General features: G+C 68.2%; 16 protein-coding genes. 11 read left to right on the forward strand and 5 right to left on the reverse strand.

The window, feature by feature from the left end; all coding sequences use genetic code 11:
• Genes ABXG85_RS04235 through truD form a run of 4 tightly spaced genes read left to right on the forward strand, consistent with a single transcriptional unit; the run spans window position 1 to window position 5,754 of the window.
• Window positions 1-1,854 (forward strand): AMP-binding protein, encoded by a 1,854-nt coding sequence (locus ABXG85_RS04235; protein WP_353512483.1) that lies wholly within the window; start codon window positions 1-3, stop codon window positions 1,852-1,854.
• Between the two features lies 1 nt (window position 1,855).
• Complete coding sequence (locus tag ABXG85_RS04240; protein ID WP_353512484.1) at window positions 1,856-2,923, forward strand: branched-chain amino acid ABC transporter permease; 1,068 nt, start codon at window positions 1,856-1,858, stop codon at window positions 2,921-2,923.
• A 21-nt stretch (window positions 2,924-2,944) separates the two neighbouring features.
• A complete protein-coding gene (locus tag ABXG85_RS04245) occupies window positions 2,945-4,657 on the forward strand; it encodes a M3 family oligoendopeptidase (RefSeq protein ID WP_353512485.1) in 1,713 nt (570 codons plus the stop codon).
• Between the two features lie 14 nt (window positions 4,658-4,671).
• Window positions 4,672-5,754, forward strand: a complete 1,083-nt coding sequence (truD, locus tag ABXG85_RS04250; RefSeq protein WP_353512486.1) for a tRNA pseudouridine(13) synthase TruD — start codon at window positions 4,672-4,674, stop codon at window positions 5,752-5,754.
• Here the strand turns inward: truD and ABXG85_RS04255 are convergent.
• The 3 genes from ABXG85_RS04255 to ABXG85_RS04265 are packed head-to-tail and all read right to left on the reverse strand — an operon-like array spanning window position 5,751 to window position 7,202.
• Window positions 5,751-6,185, reverse strand: a complete 435-nt coding sequence (locus ABXG85_RS04255) for a hypothetical protein (RefSeq protein WP_353512487.1) — start codon at window positions 6,183-6,185, stop codon at window positions 5,751-5,753. The genes truD and ABXG85_RS04255 overlap by 4 nt on opposite strands.
• Window positions 6,186-6,210: 25 nt before the next feature.
• The gene (locus ABXG85_RS04260; protein ID WP_353512488.1) at window positions 6,211-6,573 is read right to left on the reverse strand and encodes an alpha/beta fold hydrolase; all 363 of its coding nucleotides are present in this window, start codon (window positions 6,571-6,573) and stop codon (window positions 6,211-6,213) included.
• On the reverse strand, window positions 6,570-7,202 hold the full coding sequence (locus ABXG85_RS04265; RefSeq protein WP_353512489.1) for an alpha/beta fold hydrolase: 633 nt from the start codon (window positions 7,200-7,202) through the stop codon (window positions 6,570-6,572). Before ABXG85_RS04265 ends, ABXG85_RS04260 begins: the two co-directional genes overlap by 4 nt.
• A gap of 22 nt (window positions 7,203-7,224) precedes the next feature.
• Here ABXG85_RS04265 and ABXG85_RS04270 point away from each other — a divergent pair, with 22 nt between their 5' ends.
• Complete coding sequence (locus tag ABXG85_RS04270; RefSeq protein WP_353512490.1) at window positions 7,225-7,629, forward strand: PaaI family thioesterase; 405 nt, start codon at window positions 7,225-7,227, stop codon at window positions 7,627-7,629.
• On the opposite strand, the gene ABXG85_RS04275 is transcribed toward ABXG85_RS04270, so the two are convergent.
• The gene (locus ABXG85_RS04275; RefSeq protein ID WP_353512491.1) at window positions 7,612-8,574 is read right to left on the reverse strand and encodes a dipeptidase; all 963 of its coding nucleotides are present in this window, start codon (window positions 8,572-8,574) and stop codon (window positions 7,612-7,614) included. The genes ABXG85_RS04270 and ABXG85_RS04275 overlap by 18 nt on opposite strands.
• 14 nt (window positions 8,575-8,588) lie before the next feature.
• On the opposite strand from ABXG85_RS04275, the gene uvrC reads away from it, so the two are divergent.
• Genes uvrC through ABXG85_RS04305 form a run of 6 tightly spaced genes read left to right on the forward strand, consistent with a single transcriptional unit; the run spans window position 8,589 to window position 15,856 of the window.
• Entirely contained in the window at window positions 8,589-10,367 is a 1,779-nt protein-coding gene (gene uvrC / locus ABXG85_RS04280; RefSeq protein ID WP_353512492.1) for an excinuclease ABC subunit UvrC, read from the forward strand.
• 10 nt (window positions 10,368-10,377) lie between these two features.
• Complete coding sequence (locus tag ABXG85_RS04285; protein WP_353512493.1) at window positions 10,378-12,156, forward strand: arginine--tRNA ligase; 1,779 nt, start codon at window positions 10,378-10,380, stop codon at window positions 12,154-12,156.
• A 4-nt stretch (window positions 12,157-12,160) separates the two neighbouring features.
• Window positions 12,161-13,204, forward strand: a complete 1,044-nt coding sequence (locus ABXG85_RS04290) for a S1C family serine protease (protein ID WP_353512494.1) — start codon at window positions 12,161-12,163, stop codon at window positions 13,202-13,204.
• A gap of 3 nt (window positions 13,205-13,207) precedes the next feature.
• On the forward strand, window positions 13,208-13,807 hold the full coding sequence (locus tag ABXG85_RS04295) for a deoxynucleoside kinase (protein WP_353512495.1): 600 nt from the start codon (window positions 13,208-13,210) through the stop codon (window positions 13,805-13,807).
• A gap of 1 nt (window position 13,808) precedes the next feature.
• Window positions 13,809-14,417 (forward strand): deoxynucleoside kinase, encoded by a 609-nt coding sequence (locus ABXG85_RS04300; protein WP_353512496.1) that lies wholly within the window; start codon window positions 13,809-13,811, stop codon window positions 14,415-14,417.
• Complete coding sequence (locus ABXG85_RS04305; protein ID WP_353512497.1) at window positions 14,414-15,856, forward strand: Mur ligase family protein; 1,443 nt, start codon at window positions 14,414-14,416, stop codon at window positions 15,854-15,856. Before ABXG85_RS04300 ends, ABXG85_RS04305 begins: the two co-directional genes overlap by 4 nt.
• Here the strand turns inward: ABXG85_RS04305 and trmFO are convergent.
• The gene (gene trmFO, locus ABXG85_RS04310; protein ID WP_353512498.1) at window positions 15,837-17,165 is read right to left on the reverse strand and encodes a methylenetetrahydrofolate--tRNA-(uracil(54)-C(5))-methyltransferase (FADH(2)-oxidizing) TrmFO; all 1,329 of its coding nucleotides are present in this window, start codon (window positions 17,163-17,165) and stop codon (window positions 15,837-15,839) included. The genes ABXG85_RS04305 and trmFO overlap by 20 nt on opposite strands.
• Between the last annotated feature and the right edge of the window lie 63 nt (window positions 17,166-17,228).

Raw genomic sequence — 17,228 nt, forward strand, 5'->3', positions numbered from 1 at the left:
ATGGAAGGAACCCTCTTAGCACACCTGTACCGCCACGCCCAGGAGCGCCCCGAGGCCCCGGCCCTGAGGGTGAAGCGGCTTGGGGTCTGGCAGAAGACCTCCTGGCGGGAGCTTTGGGAGAAGGTCTTGAGCTTGGCGGGGGGGCTCCACGCCCTAGGGCTACGGGAAGGCGAGGTGCTCGCCATCCTGGGGCACAACGCCCCGGAATGGGTGGAGGCGGAGCTCGCCGCCCAGGCCCTGGGCGCTTTGCCCATGGGCATCTACGCCGACGCCATGCCCGAGGAGGTGGGCTACTTCTTGCAGTTCACCGGGGCCAAGGGCATCGTGGTGTCCGACGAGGAGCAGCTGGACAAGGTCTACCCCCACCTGCACCTGGTGGACTTTGTCCTGGTGTGGGAGGAAGCGGGCATGAGCCGCCACTTCCGCGGCAAAGTGCGCCGCTTTAGCCAAGCCTTTGGCGACAGGCCCCTGGGAGAGGAGGCGGTCAAAAGGCGCCGGCCCGAGGAGGTGGCCCTCCTAGCCCCCACCTCGGGCACCACGGGGCGGAGCAAGCTCGCCATGCTCTCCCACCGCAACCTCCTGGCCGGCCACGAGGCCGTGGGCCAGGCCCTGGGTTTCCAGAAGGGGGCCTGGGTCTTTAGCTACCTGCCGCTTCCCTGGATCGGGGAGCAGATGCTTACCGTGGTCCAGGGCCTGGTGGAAGGCTCCACGGTCCACTTCCCTGAGGACCCCACCACCCTGCGGGAAGACCTCAAGGAGGTGCAGCCCGACTTCTTCCTGGCCCCTCCCCGGCTTTGGGAGGACATGGCGAGCCTAATCCAAAGCCGGATGCAGGACGCCGACTTCCTAAAGGCCTTTGTTTACCGGGTAGGGATGGGCGCGTTGCTGGAAGGGGCGAGCCGGGAGTTCCGGGGCGAGCCCGTGGGCCTTTGGCTCAACCTCAAGCGGGCCCTCTTCTATCCCTTGGTGGCGAGGCCCCTTAGGGCGCGGCTTGGCCTCGCCGCCTGCCGCATCGCCGTCACCGGAGGGGCGCCCTTGGGGAACGAGGTCTTCACCTTCTTCCGGGCCCTAGGCCTGGACATCCGCCAGGTCTACGGCCAGTCGGAAACCGCCGCCGCCACCACCGCCCATCCAAGAAGGGATGCCCCCCCGGAAACCGTGGGCCCCCCCTTGCCGGGCACGGAGGTGCGCATAAGCCCGGAGGGGGAGATCCAGGTGCGGGGGCCGCAGGTCTTTTTGGGCTATTTCAAGCAGGAGGAGGCTACCCGGGAAAGCTTCACCCAAGACGGCTTCTTCCGCACCGGGGACGCCGGCTTCTTTGACGAGCGGGGCCACCTGGTGATCCTGGGGCGGGTGAAGGAGGTGGGCGCCTTGGCGGACGGCACCCGTTTCGCCCCGCAGTTCCTGGAAAACCGCCTGAAGTACTCCCCCTACATCCGCGAGGCCGTGGTCTTGGGCCACGGGAAGCCCTTCGTGACCGCCTTGGTGGAGCTAGACCCCGAGAACGTGCAAAACTGGGCCCGCAGGCGGGGCATCCCCTTCACCACCTACCTCTCCCTCACGGAGCGCCCTGAGGTGCGGGCCCTCATCGCCGAGGAGATCCGCATGGTGAACAAGACCCTGCCGGAAAAGCTCCGCATCCAGCGCTTCGCCATTTTGCCCAAGGAACTCCACCCCGACGACGAGGAGATCACCCGCACCCGCAAGGTGCGCCGCCAGGTGGTGGAAAACCGCTACGCCCCCGTCATCCAAGCCCTCTATGGGGAGGGGGGACGGGTGGAGGTGAGCCTTCCCATCCGCTACCTCGAGGGCGAGGGGCGGCTGGAAGCGGTCCTCGAGGTGCAGGAGGTCTAAGGTGTACGCCCTATCCAAACGCCTCACCGACGCCTTTAGCCGCCGCTTCGCCCGGGCGGTGCGGGAAACCTACCGGGAGGACGAGGCCTACGCCAGCACGCCTTTGGGGCGGCTTGCCCTTGGGGCCTTCCTCCTTTTGCTCCTCCTGCTCCCCTTCCTCCTGGGGCCCTACCCCATGTACGTGGCCACCCTGGTGGCCATCGGGGCCCTTTCCGCCTTGGGCCTTCACCTCTTGGTGGGCGGGGCGGGGCAGATCTCCTTGGGCCACGCCGCCTTCATGGGAGTCGGGGCCTACGCCGCAAGCCACCTCTTTGGGCCCTTGGCCCCTTTAGGCATCCTCCTGGGCGGCCTCCTCGCCGCCCTCTTGGGCCTGATCCTCGCCCTTCCTTCCCTGCGCATCAAAGGGGTGTATCTGGCCATCGCCACCCTGGCCTTCCAGTTCCTGGCGGACTACGTGTTCAAGAACTGGGAGGCGGTGACCGGGGGCATCCGGGGCCGGACCCTGCCCCCACCCCAGGTCTTGGGCCTAAACCTGGACACCCCGGAAAGGCTTTGGTACTTGGTCCTCCTCTTCGCCCTCCCCCTCTTCTTCTATGGCAAGCGCCTCCTCATGACCCGAGCCGGGCGGGCCTTCAACGCCGTGCGGGACAACGACCTCTCCGCCCGGGTGGCGGGGGTGGACCTCACCCGGGTCAAGCTTTTGGCCTTCGCCCTTTCCGCCTTCTACGCTGGGGTGGCCGGGGGGCTTTTGGCCCAGCTCTACAAGGCGGTGACCCCGGAGTACTTTCCCTTGAGCGTGAGCATCCAGTACCTGGCCATGGTCATCGTGGGCGGGGCGGGCACGGTTCTGGGGGCGGTGTTAGGAGCCTTCTTCGTCCTCCTCATCCCCGAGGTGCTGAACAGCTTCGTGGGGGCCTTGGGGCCAGAGTACGCCGCCACCTTGGCCGCCTGGCGCAACGTGGCCTTTGGCCTCCTCATCCTCCTCTTCCTCATCCTGGAACCCTTGGGCTTGGTGGGCTTGTGGGGCCGAATACGCAACTACTTCCGTACCTGGCCCTTGCCCTACTAGGGGGACCCTATACTGGACCTTGTGGAATGGGACCTTTCTGACCTTTACGCTGGGCCTGAAGATGTTGCCTTGGAAGAGGACCTCGAGGCCGCCCTCGCCCTAGCTGAAGGCCTAAACCCCGAGGACCTCCTCCTGCCCGAAAAGGCTCAAGATCTCTTCCGCCGCTACGAGGCGGCCATGGAAAAGGCCTACAAGCCCCTCAACTTCGCCAGCCTCTACTTCGCCACCCGCACCCAAGACCCCACGGCCAAGGCCCTGTTAGACCGGGTGCGGAACCGCTTCACCGAGGTAAGAAACCGCCTCGTACCCCTCGAGGTGGCCCTAAGGCGGCTTCCTGAGGAGGCCTTCCAGACCCTCCTGACCCACCCAAGCCTCGCCGACCTCCGCCACTTCCTGGAAAGGGAGCGGGCCTACGCCCCCCACACCCTCTCCGAGCGGGAGGAGGAGCTCCTAAACCTCAAGGGCCTGGTGGGAAGAAGCGCCTGGAGCCAGTTCTACACGGAGTACACAGGCCGCTTCCGCTTCCGGGTAAAGGGCAGGGAGCTCACGGAGATGGAGGTGCGGGCCCTCCGCCGCGACCCCGACCCTGAGGTGCGGCGGGAGGCCCACCGGGAGCTCTACGGCAAGCTCATGGCCGAGGCCCCTACCCTAAGCGCCGTTTTCAACGCGGTCTACCTGGATTACCTCCAGGACCTAAAGCTCAGGGGCTACCGCCACCCCCTGGAGCCCGTGGCCCTAAGGGACGAGGTGGAGGTACGGGACATCGAAGCCCTCCTCGCCGCCACCGAGGCCCACTACTCCCTGGTGGAGCGCTACTACCGCTGGAAGGCCCAGCAGTTGGGCCAGGAGAAGACCCCAAGCCAAGACCTCCTCGCCCCCCTGGGCAAGAAGCCTAAGGTGCCCTTTGCCGAGGCAAAGGCCCTGGTCCTGGAAGCCTTCCGCCGCTTCTCCCCCGAGGTCGAGGCCATCGCCCGGGAGTTCTTCGAAAGGCGCTGGATCGACGTCTACCCCAGGCCCGGCAAGCGGGGCGGGGCCTTTTGCTCCGGGGGGCTTCCCTCCACCCATCCCTACGTGCTCCTCAACCACACGGACGACCTGGATAGCGCCCACACCCTAGCCCACGAACTTGGGCACGGGGTCCACTTCTACCTGGCCCGGAAGCAGCGCCTCCTCAACTTCGGGGCCTCCACCCCCTTGGCGGAAACCGCCAGCGTCTTCGCCGAGCTCCTCCTGGACGACCTCCTCATGGAAAGGCTTTCCGGGGAGGAGCGGACCCTCCTTTTGGCCGAGCGGGTGGAGGACGCCATCAACACCCTCTTCCGCCAGGTGATGTACACCTTCTTTGAACAGAAAAGCCTCCTGGCCCGCCAGGAAGCCGCCCTTTCCCCCGAGGCCTTCCACGGCTTCTGGCAAAAGGAGCAAGAAAGGCTTTACGGCGAGGCCGTGGCCTGGACGGAGTTAGACCAGGCGGCCTGGGCCGGCATTCCCCACTTCGTCCACTACCGCTTCTACACCTACAGCTACGCCCTGGGGTACCTGGTGGTCCTCGCCCTCTACGGCCGCTACCAGGAGGAGGGGGAAGCCTTCGTGCCCAAGTACCTGGAGGTCCTGAAGGCCGGGGAAAGCGCAAGCCCCAAGGAGATCCTCAGGCAGGCCGGGGTGGAGCTCGCCTCCGAGGACTTCTTCCGCTACGGGTTTGGGGTCCTGGAGGCTTGGCTAAAGGCCCTTCCCTAGGCAAGAATAGAGGGATGGACCTCGTCTATCGGCCCGAGCGCTACCCCTTCCTCACCCAGGACCTCCCCGGGGTGGGCGGGGCCATCCGGGGGGAGCCCCACGACTTCCAGGTGGAGGAGGTGCCCGCCTACCTGCCCCAGGGGGAAGGGGAGCACCTTTACCTTCTTTTGGAAAAGGAAGGCCGCACCACCCGGGAGGTCTTGGAGTTCCTGCGGGACGAGGTGGGGGTGCCGGAAAAGGCCATCGGGGTGGCGGGGCTAAAGGACAAGCGCGCCCGCACCCGGCAGTGGTTTTCCATCCCCAGGAAGTACGAAGACGCCCTTTGCCTCTTGGAAAACCTGAAGGGGGTGAGGCTCCTGGCCGCTGACCTGCACACCAACAAGCTCCGCACCGGGCACCTCAAGGGAAACCGCTTTAGGATCCTCATCCGGGGGGCCCAAGGAAGGGAAAGGGCGGAGGCCGTCCTGCGGGTGCTCCAAGAAAAGGGGGTCCCCAACTACTACGGGCCCCAGCGCTTCGGCCTGGGCGGGCTCAACCCGGTGAGGGGCTACGAGCTGGTAAAGCGGGGCAAGGGGCGGGGAAGCCCCTGGCTCAAGCGCTTCCTCATCGGTAGCCTACAAAGCCTCCTCTTCAACGAGTGGGTGGCCCTGAGGATGGAACGGGGCCTCTACGACCGGGTGATCCCCGGGGATTGGGCCAAGAAGCACGCCACGGGCGGGGAGTTTTTGGTGGAACGGCCGGAGGAGGCGGAACGGGCCCTCAGGCTAGAGATCAGCGCCACCGGGCCCCTCTTCGGCAAGAAGTATCCCGAGGCCCAAGGGGAGGCCCGGGCCCTGGAGGAGGAGATCCTCGCCCGCTTCGGCCTGCGGCGGGAGGACTTCTGGGCCCGCCGGGGGACAAGGCGGCCCATCCGGGTACCCCTCGCCGAGTGGAGCCTCGAGGAGAGCCCGGAGGGCCTATGGCTATCCTTCTTCCTCCCCAAGGGGAGCTACGCCACAAGCCTTCTCCGGGAGGTGATGAAGGTAGAGGTGGACGCCCCCGAGTACGAAGAAGCGGGGGAGGAGCCTTCTCCCCCCCGGGAAGACCCGCCCCTTTAGAAGCGGTAGCCGAGCTTCATCTGGGCCGCCAAGGCACCTCCGGCAAGCCCCACATCCCCGCCCAGGAAAAGGGGAGCGCCCAAGGCCCCCTTCAGGTCGTACTCGGCGTCGGCGCGGAAGTAGAACTGGGCGCTCCTAAACCCGGGGAAGACCGCCCCCAGGCCCACCCCAGCGTTGAGCCCCTCCGCCAGGGGATAGAGGTAGCGGAAGAGGAAAGCGCCGTTCCAAGAACCGCTTACCGTGTAGGCCACGTCCAAAGCGGGCCGCACCTCCCCCACCGGGGGCTGGAAGAGGAGGCAGTGCCAGGAGAGCTCCACCCCAAACCCCTGGGTACCGCCCACCAAGGCCACGGAGGGCTTCAGGGTTTCCACGGAAAACTGGGCCGAGGCCAAACCCAGCGCCACCACCAAAGCGCCTAAAAGCTTCCTCATAGGGTTACCTCCCAGCGCCAATCTATCATAGGCTAAACCCTCTTGACAAGGCTTCTATTAAATTACCCCCGGGGAGCACCCGGTAGCCCCGCTCGGCCAGCACCCGTCCCACCGCCTCCCCCAGGCCCCGGGTGAGGATAGGGGGCGAACCCAGGTTGAGCAGGACCACGAAACCCACCACGTACTCCGCCAGCGCCTCAGGGTCCATGGCGGGGCCCCCTGTGCGCCCGTGGCCGGGAAGGTCCAGGAGGTAGAAGGTGTACCCGAGGGGCAGGGCTTCCGGCCAGCGGGTGGCCTCCTCGGCCAAGAGGACCACGGGAGCCCCCCTCCCCACCCGGTCGAAGACCAGGTTGAGGCCGTAAAGGTGAAGGTAGCCCGTCCGCCTCACAGGGCCAGTCCTCCCGGCAGGGGGCGGAAGCTTTCCCCCAGGAGGAAGTCCGCCACCAAGGAGCGCACCTCTTCCCATGCCTCCCAGGGCGCGAAGTGGCCCGCCCCCTCCACGCTGAAGCGCAAGGCCTCCCCCTTGGCGAAGTCCGCCGCCTCGTGCCCGTGGTGGGGCGGGGTGAAGGCGTCCAGGGCCCCTTGGACCACCAGCACCCGGGCCTCGGTGCCCCTGAGCCAGCGGCGCTCGTCCCCAAGCCCCTCCAATCCCTCAAGCCAGGCTCGAACCCTCTCCTCGCTCAGGCTCCCCTGCCAGACCGCAAAGATCTCCTCGCTCCCCGCCGCCCCTGGCCCGAAGAAAAGCGCCCGCCCAATGGTGGCAAAACCCGCAATCCCCCCCCGCTCCAGGCCGAAGCGAAGGGCCTTTAGCTTGGCGGCGAGGAGGGCGTCCTTGCGGAGGATGGGGGAAAGGAGGACGAGGCTTCTCGCCCCCTCTCGAAAGGCCGTCTTCAGGGCTTCCAGGGCACCCTCGGCGAAGGCCACCAGGTGGAGCCCCTCCTCGGAAGGAAGGTCCAGGAGGAAATCCAGCCCCGCCGGGGGGGCAAGAAGCCCGGGGAAGACCCGTATCGCGCCCACAACCCCCTTTATACTCCAGGCCATGGAGCTTCCCGCCTTCTTGCAAGGGGAGACCCTAGACCGCACCCTGGGGGTGCGCTACCTCAAGCTCACCCCCGAGGAGGTGGTGGCGGAGCTGGAGGTAACCCCCAAGGTCCACCAGCCCTTCGGCTTCCTCCACGGCGGGGCCACGGTGGCCCTGGCGGAAAGCGTGGCCAGCGTGGGGGGCTTTCTCCACTGCCCTCCGGGGTACGCCGCCTTTGGGTTGGAGATCAACTGCAACCACATCCGCAAAAAGCAAGCGGGGGTGATCCGGGCCGTGGGCCGGCCCCTGCACGTGGGCCGCACCACCCAGGTCTGGGAGGTGAAGGTCTACGACGAGGAGGAGCGCCTCATCGCCGCAAGCCGCTGCACCCTGGCGGTGGTGCCCCTAAAGCCAGCGGGCTAGCCAGGAAAGCCAGTTCCCCCCCAAAAAGGCCGCATCCCCCAGGGCCCTGAGGTCCCGGTGGCGCTCGAGGCCCAGGGGGACGGCCTGAAGGCCGAACCCCCCGTCCCAATCCGTGCCCAGGCCCACGCCCTCCCGGCCCAAAAGCGCCTCCGCATGGGCCTTGTGGCGGAGGAAGGCCTCGAGGGGAAGCCGCGCCATCCCCCGCCGCCAAGCGGGGTCCAAAAAGGCGTTGTAGGGCACGAGGCCCAAGACCCCGCCCCTTTCCCTCAAGGCCCTCAGGAGACCATCCGAGAGGTGGCGGGGCGAGGGCACCAGGGCACGGCAGTTGGCGTGGGTGGCGCACACCGGCCCCGAAAAGGCCCTCAGGGCTTCCCAGGCCGCCTCCTCCGCCAGGTGGGAGAGGTCCAGGGCCACCCCAAGCCGCTCCATCTCCCTAAGGAGCGCCCTTCCCTTCTCCGTGAGGGGGCCCTCCTCCGCATTCCCCCCGGCGTAGGGGTTTTGCGTGGCCCAGGTGAGGGAAAGGAGCCTAAGGCCCCGCTCCCGAAGGGGCTTTAGGTCCTCCGGGGCCTCCAGAGCGTGGGCCCCCTCTAAAAGGAGGAGCAGGCCCAAGACCCCGTCTTCCGGGTAGCGGGCGAGGTGGGCCCTTAGGTCTTCCCCTTCCCGCAGGATCCGCACCAGGCCCCGCCCCTCCCACGCCTCGTAGAGGGCCAGCTGGGCGTAGACCTCCTCCAGCCAGTCCTCCCTTCCCCCCTCCCGGGGGTCGGCGAAGAGGGTGGCGAAGACCACCGCCACCCCCGCCTCCTTGAGGCTTTCCAAGGTCACCAAGGGGGTGTCAGGGTGGGGGTCCTGCGCCCTGAGGGCCTCGAGGGGCAGGGTGAGGTCCCGCCCCAGGGAGCGGGCGTTGTAGGCCAGGTCCAGGTGGGCGTCCACCATCACGGGCTCCATAAGGGCACTCTACAATGGGGCTTGTGCGGCTCGAGGCGCTTCCCCCCCTGCCCGAAACCCCCGGGGTCTACCTCTGGAAGCGGGGGGAAGAGGTGCTCTACGTGGGGAAGGCCAAAAACCTTAGGGCCCGGGTGAGGAGTTACTTCCACGCCGAGGGGAAGGCCAGGCGCATCGCCGAGGAGGCCACGGCCCTGGACTTCATCGCCGCCCGGGACGAGGTGGAGGCCCTCCTTTTGGAGGCGAACCTCATCAAGGCCCACCGCCCCCCCTACAACGTCCTCCTCAAGGACGACAAGCACTACCCCTTCCTAAAGCTCACCCACGAGCCCTTCCCCACCCTCCTGGTGGTGCGGCGGGTGGAGGAGGACGGGGCCAAGTACTACGGGCCCTTCCCCGAGGCGGGGGCCCTGAGGCGCATCAAGACCCTCATCGACCGCCACTTCCCCTTGCGCAAGAACTCGGGCTACCCCATGAAGCGCAGGCGCTTCCCCTGCCTGAACCACAGCATGGGCCGCTGCCTCGCCCCTTGCGTGGGCAAGGCGGACCCCGAGGCCTATCGGGAGGTGGTGCGGCAGGTGGAGGCGGTCCTGGAGGGCCGGGTGGACGGGCTTTTGGCGGAGCTGGAGGCCCGCATGCGGGAGGCCGCCCGAAGGCTGGAGTTCGAGCGGGCAGCGGAGCTCCGGGACCAGATAGAGGCCCTAAAGGCCTTCTTCGCTACCAGCCAGCAGGCCTTCGACCCCGAGCTTGGGGACCTGGACTTCCTGGGCCTGGCCCGGGCCGGTGCCTTGGCGGTGGTGCAGCTTTTCCAGGTGCGCAGCGGCCGGATCCTGGGCCGCATCAGCCGGGTGGTGGAGAAGGAGGAGGCCACGGAGGAGGAGATCCTCTGGGCCTTCCTCCGGGACCACTACCTCGAGGCCTCTCCCCTCCCCCCCCTGGTCCTCCTCCCCTTTCCCCTCGAGGACCTCTCCGGGCTGGAGGCCCTCCTCCGCCGCCGCGCCGGGCGCAGGGTGGAGCTCAGGGTGCCGCAAAGGGGGGGGAAGGCCAGGCTACTGGAGTTCGCCGAGAAAAACGCCCGCCTGACCCTGGAAACCGAGCTCAAGGCTAGGGAGCGCCGGGGGGACCACCCCGCCCTCAAGGCCCTCCAGGACCTCCTCGCCCTCCCCACCCGCCCTTTCCGCATAGAAGCCTACGACGTGAGCCACCTCCAGGGCCAGGCCCGGGTCTTCTCCCTGGCGGTCTTCGAGGGGGGAAGGCCCAAGCGTCTGGAGTACCGCCGCATGCGCCTAAAGGCGGGCAACGACGACTACGCCGCCATGGAGGAGGGGGTGTACCGCCGCTACACGGGAAGCCTCAAGGAGATGCCCCTTCCCGACCTCCTCCTCATCGACGGGGGCTTAGGCCAGGTGCGGGCGGCGCAACGGGCCCTGGAGCGGGCGGGGCTTCGCCTTCCCCTGGTGGGGCTAGCCAAGAAGGAGGAGGTCCTCGTCACCCCTGAGGGGCGGGAGATCCGCCTTCCCCTCACCCACCCCGCCCTGAGGCTCCTCATCCACCTGCGGGACGAGGCCCACCACAACGGCCTCAAGCAACACCAAAAGGACCGGAGCCGGGAGCTTCTCCGGGTGCTGGAGGGGATCCCCGGCATCGGGGAGACGAGGCGGCGCCTCCTCCTGGAGCGCTACGGGGGGCTTAAGGCCCTGAGGGAGGCCCCCCTAGAGGAGCTCGCCCGCCTGCCGGGGATGAACCGCAAGGCGGCGGAGGCCCTCAAGGCCGCCTTAGGGGAAAAGCCCTTATGATGAAGCCCTGATGGTGCGCCGCGCCCTGGAAGAGGCCATACACGAAGCCCTGAAGGAGATGGGCCTGGAGCTAAAGCCCAAGGTGGCCAAGGCCCCCAAGGACAAACCCGGGGACTACGGGGTCCCCCTCTTCGCCCTGGCCAAGGAGCTAAAAAAACCCCCCCAGGCCATCGCCCAGGAGGTAAAGGAGCGGCTTCGGCTTCCGCCCTTTGTGGAGGAGGCCATCCCCGTGGGGGGGTACTTGAACTTCCGCCTGCGCACGGAAAGCCTCCTGGCCGAGGCCCTAAAGGAGAAAAGGCCCTTCCCCAAGCGGGAAGGCCTGGTGCTCATCGAGCACACCTCGGTGAACCCCAACAAGGAGCTCCACGTGGGCCACCTCCGGAACATCGCCCTAGGGGACGCTTTGGCCCGCATCCTGGCCTACGCCGGGCGGGAGGTCCTGGTCCTCAACTACATCGACGATACCGGGCGCCAGGCGGCGGAAACCCTCTTCGCCCTCAGGCACTACGGCCTCACCTGGGACGGGAAGGAGAAGTACGACCACTTCGCCGGCAAGGCCTACGTGCGCCTCCACCAAGACCCCGACTACGAGCGGTTGCAGCCCGGGATCGAAGCGGTCCTCCACGCCCTGGAGCGGGGAGAGCTCAGGGAGGAGGTGAACCGCATCCTCCTGGCCCAGCTCGCCACCATGCACGCCCTAAACGCCCACTACGACCTTTTGGTCTGGGAGTCGGACATCGTGCAAGCGGGGCTTTTGGGGAAAGCCTTGGCCCTTTTGCAGCAGAGCCCCCACGTCTTCCGCCCGCAGGAGGGCAAGTACGCCGGGGCCCTGGTCATGGACGCAAGCCCCTTCATCCCGGGGCTGGAGGACCCCTACTTCGTCCTGGTGCGCTCCGGGGGCGCCGCCACCTACTACGCCAAGGACATCGCCTTCCAGTTCTGGAAGATGGGGCTTTTGGAGGGCCTCCGCTTCCGCCCCTACAAGAACCCCTTCTACCCCGGCCTAAAGACCAGCGCCCCCGAGGGGGAGGCCTACACCCCCCGGGCCCGGGAAACCATCAACGTCATCGACGTGCGGCAAAGCCACCCCCAGGCCCTGGTGCGGGCCGCCTTGGCCCTGGTGGGCCACCCCGAGCTCGCCCAAGGGGCCTTCCACCTGGCCTACGAGACTGTGCTCCTGGAGGGCAAGCAGATGTCGGGGCGGAAGGGGGTGGCCGTGAGCGTGGACGAGGTGCTGGAGGAGGCGCAGCGCCGGGCCTTAGCCATCGTCGCCGAAAAAAACCCCGAACACCCCGCCAAGGAGGAGGCGGCCCAGATGGTGGCCCTGGGGGCCATCCGCTTCGCCATGGTGAAGACGGAGCCCAAGAAGCAGATCGATTTCCGCTACCAGGAGGCCCTCTCCTTCGACGGGGACACGGGGCCTTACGTGCAGTACGCCCATGCCCGGGCTCACAGCATCCTGCGCAAGGCCGGGGAATGGGGCGAGCCGGACCTCACCCAGGCCACCCCTTACGAGCGGGCCCTGGCCCTAAGCCTCCTGGACTTTGAGGAAGCGGTCCTCGAGGCGGCGGAGGAGAAGACCCCCCACATCCTGGCCCAGTACCTCCTGGACCTGGCGGCGGCCTGGAACGCCTACTACAACGCCAAGGAAGGGGAAAGGCCCGCCACCCCCGTCCTCACCGCCCCCAAGGGCCTGCGGGAACTCCGGCTCAGCCTGGTCCTGCGCCTTCAGGAAACCCTGCAGGCGGGCCTCGGCCTCCTCGGCATCCCCGCCCCCGAGGTAATGTAAGGCCATGCGCCTCGCCCTCCTGGCCCTCTTCCTCCTCGTCGCCTTGGGGCAGCGCCTCACCTCCCCCGAGGAGGTGGCGCGCAGCCAGGTGATCAAGAAGGCCCTGCCCGCGGTGGTGCGCATCCAGGGCACCCCCACCGCCCCCGGGGAAGACCAGGTGGTGGGCACGGGCTTCTTCGTGAGCCCCTTCCGGGTGGTGACCAACTACCACGTGGTCCAGGACCTGGCCGACCTCACCGTGCGCCTCACGGACGGGCGCACCTTCCCGGCGGAGCGCTTCGCCGTGGACCCGGGGATCGACCTGGCCCTCCTCACGGTGAAAGGGGTCCAGGCCCCGGGGGTCCTTGCCTTCAGCAAGGCCCCAGCGGCCAGCCTCCCCTGGGGGATGGGATTGGTGGTGGTGGGCTTCCCCTACGGCCAGGGGCCCTTAGCCTCCTACGGCATCCTGGCCGGGGTGGGCCCCCTCGAGGTCCCCACCCCCGACCCCAGCGTGGGCGCCGAGGTGGGGGAGTACCTCTTCACCGACGCCCCCCTCACCGTGGGGAACTCGGGAAGCCCCCTCCTGAACCTGCAAGGGGAGGTGGTGGGGGTGGTGGCGGACGTGGTGGGGGGGCCTTCCGGGGTGGGAGGGATTGGGGTGGCCATCCCGGCGGAGCTGGCCGCCCAGAGCGTCCAGGACCTGGAGCGCTTCGGCATCCCCCAGCGGGGGTGGCTCGGGGCCAGCCTGGTGAGCCTGGACGAGCTCCCCCCGGTCCTCCTCCGCGCCGTGGGCCTCACCACCACCCAAGGGGCCATGGTGGACCGGGTGGAGCCGGGAAGCCCAGCGGCCCGGGCCGGCCTAAGGGGGGCGCAGCGGGACGCCCAGGGGAGGCTTGTGGCCCTGGGGGACGTGATCCTGGCGGTGAACGGCAAAGCGGTAAAGGACAAGGCGGAGGTGGTGCGGCTCATCGCCCGCTACCGTCCGGGGGACCGGGTGCGCCTCACCCTGTGGCGGGAAGGGCGCCGCCTCGAGGCCACCCTCACCCTGGTGGCCCGGCCCAGGAGGTAAGGCGTGTACGTGGCCATTGAAGGTCCCATCGGCGTGGGCAAGACCACCCTGGCCCGGCTCCTGGCCGAGGCCCTGGGGGCGGAGCCCCTTTTGGAGGTGGTGGAGGAAAACCCCTTCTTGCCCCTCTTCTACCAAGACCCCAAGCGCTACGCCTTCAAGGCGCAGGTCTTCTTCCTCCTTTCCCGCTATCGGCAGCTTTCCCGCCTCCAGGAAAGGCCCCTCTTCGGCGGGGTGGTGGCGGACTACCTCTTCGACAAGGACGCCATCTTCGCCAGCCTCAACCTGGAAGGCCCCGAGTGGGACCTTTACCTGGAGCTTTACCGGGAGCTTTCCCCAAGGCTTCCCGCCCCCGACCTCACCGTCTACCTGAGGGCCCCGGTCCCTGTCCTCCTGGAGCGCATTCAGAAGCGGGGGCGGCCCTTCGAGGCAGGCATGGACCCCGCCTACCTAGAAGCCCTCTCCCAGGCCTACGAGCGCCACTTCGCCCGCTACCCCCACCCCCTTTTGGTCCTCGAGGCGGAGGCGTGGGACTACGCCGAGGGCGGCCCTGACCGGAACCAGGTGGTGGAGTTGGTGAAGGCCCACCTTTCCCTAGGGGTCTAGGATGTACGTGGCCATCGCCGGCAACATCGGTAGCGGTAAGAGTTCCCTCACCGCCCTCCTGGCCCAGACCTTCGGGCTCAAGCCGGTGTACGAGGCGGTGAGCGAAAACCCGTACCTGGAAGACTTCTACCGGGATATGGGGGCCTATGCCTTCCATTCCCAGGTCTTTTTCCTGGCCAGGCGGGTGCGGCAGCACCTCCTGGAGGTGAACGGGCAAAGGGGCGTGGTCCAGGACCGCACCCTCTACGAGGACGCCTTCGTCTTCGCGCAAAACCTCTACCGGGAAGGCCACCTCTCCCAGCGGGACTGGCAGACCTACCTGGAGCTTTTCCACAGCGTGGCCCCCGCCCTGCGCCAGCCTGACCTCCTCATCTACCTCCGGGCAAGCCTCCCCACCCTGAGGGCCCGCATCCTCAAGCGGGGCCGCCCCTTTGAACGGAACATCCCCGAGGGCTACCTCCTCGCCCTAAACCGCCTCTACGAGGAGCTCATCGCCTCCTGGGACCTCTCGCCGATTTACGTGGTGGAGGGGGACCAGGTGGACTTCGTGGAGGACGAAAGGGCCAAGGAAGCCCTCCTTACCGCCTTGCGCCCCCTCTTGCGGCCATGACCCTGAAGGAGCTCTTCGCCCCCTTTGGCCTGGAAGCCCCGCCCCAGGCGGTGCGGGGGATCACCCTGGACTCGAGGCGGGTGGCCCCCGGCTTCGTCTTCGTGGCCGTCCCCGGGGTACCCCTCCCCCACCGCAAGCCCCTGGACGGGCACGCCTTCATCCCCGAGGCCCTGGCCCGGGGGGCCATCGCCGTGGTGGGGGAGAAGGACCTCGCCCTGCCCGTGCCCTACCTACGGGTGGCGGACGCCCGCCAGGCCCTCGCCCTCCTCGCCCGGCGCTTTTACCGCGAGCCCGAGGCAGCCCTGGCCCTCTTTGGCGTCACCGGCTCCAAGGGCAAAAGTACCACGGCCGGCCTCCTCCACCACCTCCTCCAGGCGGGGGGGGTGAAGGCGGGGCTCCTCTCCACCGTGGGCCTGAGGCTGGGGGAGGAAAGGCGCCCTCCCCTAGGCCACTTCACCACCCCAGAGGCCCCCGAGGTCTATGGCTTCCTGAGGGAGGCGGCGGACCGGGGGCTAAGGGCGGCGGTGCTGGAGGTTTCCAGCCACGCCCTGGCCCTCAAGCGGGTGGAAGGGCTCTCCTACCGGGTGGGGCTTTTCGTGAGCTTCTACCCCGACGACCACCTGGACCTCCACGGCACGGCGGAGAACTACTTCCGGGCCAAGGCCCTCCTGGTGGAGCGCTCAGAGGTGGCGGTGCTCCACACGAGCCTGCCCCACCTGGAGGCCCTTAGGAAGCGGCCCCACCTCCTGGTGGGCCCTGGGGGGGAGGTGTGGGCGGAGGAGGTAAGGGAGGAACGGGAGGGGCTTCGCTTTCTTCTCAAAAGCCCCTGGGGCCAGGGCGAGGCCTTCTTGCCCCTCCTTGGGGCCTACAACGTGGACAACGCCCTCATGGCCCTGGCGGCGGCCCTCCACTTTGGGATTTCCTTGGATGAAGCGCTAGCGGGCCTCTCCACCTTTCCCGGGGTGCCGGGCAGGATGGAGGTGGTGCGCAAGGCCCCCTTCCGGGTGGTGATCGACTTCGCCCACACGGGGAAAAGCCTGGAGGAGGCGCTCAAGACCCTCAGGCGCACCACCCCCGGCAGGCTCCTCCTGGTGGTGGGGGCGGCGGGGGAAAGGGACCCGAGGCGGCGGGAGGACATCGGCAAGGTGGCGGCCCGCCTCGCCGACCTCACCTTCTTCACCGAGGAGGACCACCGCACGGAGCCCCTGGAGGCCATCCTTAGCGCCCTGGCGGAGGCGGCCCGGCGGGAAGGGGGGAGGTTCCGCATCGTGCCGGACCGCAGGGAGGCCATCCTCCAGGCGGTCCTCGAGGCCCAGGCGGGGGACACGGTCCTCCTGGCGGGCAAGGGGCACGAACACACCCTGGAAAGGGGCCAGGAGGCCCTCCCCTGGAACGAGCGGGAGGTGGCGGAGGCGGCCCTCAGGATGCGGGGGCTTTAGCGGGCAAGGGGGGCGTGAGGGCATCGAGCCAAAGGGCGAAGGCGGCGAGGCCCCTTTGGTACATGGCCTCCCGCTTCTCCCGCTTTCCCATGCGCCCCTCCACGGGGGGCACCAGGCCCCAGTTGGCGTACATGGGCTGGAAGCCCTCGGGGTTGGCGGTGGCCAGGTAGCGGACCAAGCCCCCCAAGAGGCTTTCCTCGGGCGGGGCCACGGGGGAAAGGCCCAGGGCGCGCCTTGCGGCGTTGAGCCCCGCCAGGAAGCCCGTGGCGGCGCTTTCCAAGTACCCCTCCACCCCGGCCAGGACCCCGGCGGCGAAGAGGCCCTCCGCCTCCTTGAACTCCAGGGTTTCCCGGAGGAGCCTGGGGGCGTTTAGGTAGGTGTTGCGGTGCATCACCCCGTAGCGCACGATCTCGGCGTTTTCCAGGCCGGGGATCATCTGGATGAGGCGCTTCTGCTCCGGCCACTTGAGCCCGGTCTGGAAGCCCACCAGGCTCCAAAGCCGCCCCGCCTTGTCCTCCTGGCGGAGCTGCACCACGGCAAAGGGCTCCTTTCCGGTGCGGGGGTCCTCGAGGCCCACGGGCTTTAGGGGGCCATAGAGGAGGGTCTGGTAGCCCCGCTGGGCCAGCTCCTCCACCGGCACGCAGGCCTCGAAGAACTGCAGGTTTTCCCACTCGTGGGGAAGGTGCTTCTCCGCCACCACCAGGGCCTCGTAGAAGCGGCGGTACTCCTCCTCCGTCATGGGGCAGTTGAGGTAGTCGGCGCTTTGGCCGTAGCGCCCGGCGCGGAAGCACTTGGAGAGGTCGATGCTCTCGTAAAGGACGATGGGGCTTGCGGCGTCGTAGTAGGAGAGGAAGTGGTCGCCGAAGCGGCGCTTCAGGGCCTCGGCCAAGGCCTCCGAGGTCAGGGGCCCCGTGGCCAGGACCGTGATCCCCTCGGGGATCTCCCCCACCTCCTCCCGCACCACCTCCACCAGGGGATGGCGGGAAAGCCTTTCCGTGATATAGCCGCTAAACTCCTCCCGGTCCACGGCCAAGGCGCCCCCGGCGGGGACCCGGGCCCGGAAGGCCGCCTCCATGACGAGGCTTCCCGCACGGTGCATCTCCGCCTGGAGAAGCCCCTTGGCGTTGGCCATCCCCTCCCCGCCCAAGGAGTTGGAGCAGACGATCTCGGCCAAAAGCCCCGTGGCGTGGGCCGGGGTCATGCGCTTGGGGCGCATCTCGTAAAGCCGCACGGGAACGCCCAGCCGGGCCAAGGTCCAGGCGGCCTCGCTCCCGGCAAGGCCCCCGCCCACCACGTTCACCCGTTCCATTCCCCCGATGGTAGCACGGGGAAGGCCCAGGGAAAAGGGGCCTATAATGGGGCCATGGCGGTG

This window comes from Thermus sp. LT1-2-5 (genome assembly GCF_040363165.1).
Classification (GTDB): Bacteria; Deinococcota; Deinococci; order Deinococcales; family Thermaceae; genus Thermus.

Coding starts and splice junctions, on each gene's coding strand:
- truD (WP_353512486.1), top strand. CDS start 4,672: ATGGACCTCGTCTATCGGCCCGAGCGCTACCCCTTCCTCACCCAGGAC.
- ABXG85_RS04235 (WP_353512483.1), top strand. CDS start 1: ATGGAAGGAACCCTCTTAGCACACCTGTACCGCCACGCCCAGGAGCGC.
- trmFO (WP_353512498.1), bottom strand. CDS start 17,165: ATGGAACGGGTGAACGTGGTGGGCGGGGGCCTTGCCGGGAGCGAGGCC.
- ABXG85_RS04305 (WP_353512497.1), top strand. CDS start 14,414: ATGACCCTGAAGGAGCTCTTCGCCCCCTTTGGCCTGGAAGCCCCGCCC.
- ABXG85_RS04285 (WP_353512493.1), top strand. CDS start 10,378: ATGGTGCGCCGCGCCCTGGAAGAGGCCATACACGAAGCCCTGAAGGAG.
- ABXG85_RS04270 (WP_353512490.1), top strand. CDS start 7,225: ATGGAGCTTCCCGCCTTCTTGCAAGGGGAGACCCTAGACCGCACCCTG.
- ABXG85_RS04300 (WP_353512496.1), top strand. CDS start 13,809: ATGTACGTGGCCATCGCCGGCAACATCGGTAGCGGTAAGAGTTCCCTC.
- ABXG85_RS04255 (WP_353512487.1), bottom strand. CDS start 6,185: ATGAGGAAGCTTTTAGGCGCTTTGGTGGTGGCGCTGGGTTTGGCCTCG.
- ABXG85_RS04290 (WP_353512494.1), top strand. CDS start 12,161: ATGCGCCTCGCCCTCCTGGCCCTCTTCCTCCTCGTCGCCTTGGGGCAG.
- uvrC (WP_353512492.1), top strand. CDS start 8,589: ATGGGGCTTGTGCGGCTCGAGGCGCTTCCCCCCCTGCCCGAAACCCCC.
- ABXG85_RS04275 (WP_353512491.1), bottom strand. CDS start 8,574: ATGGAGCCCGTGATGGTGGACGCCCACCTGGACCTGGCCTACAACGCC.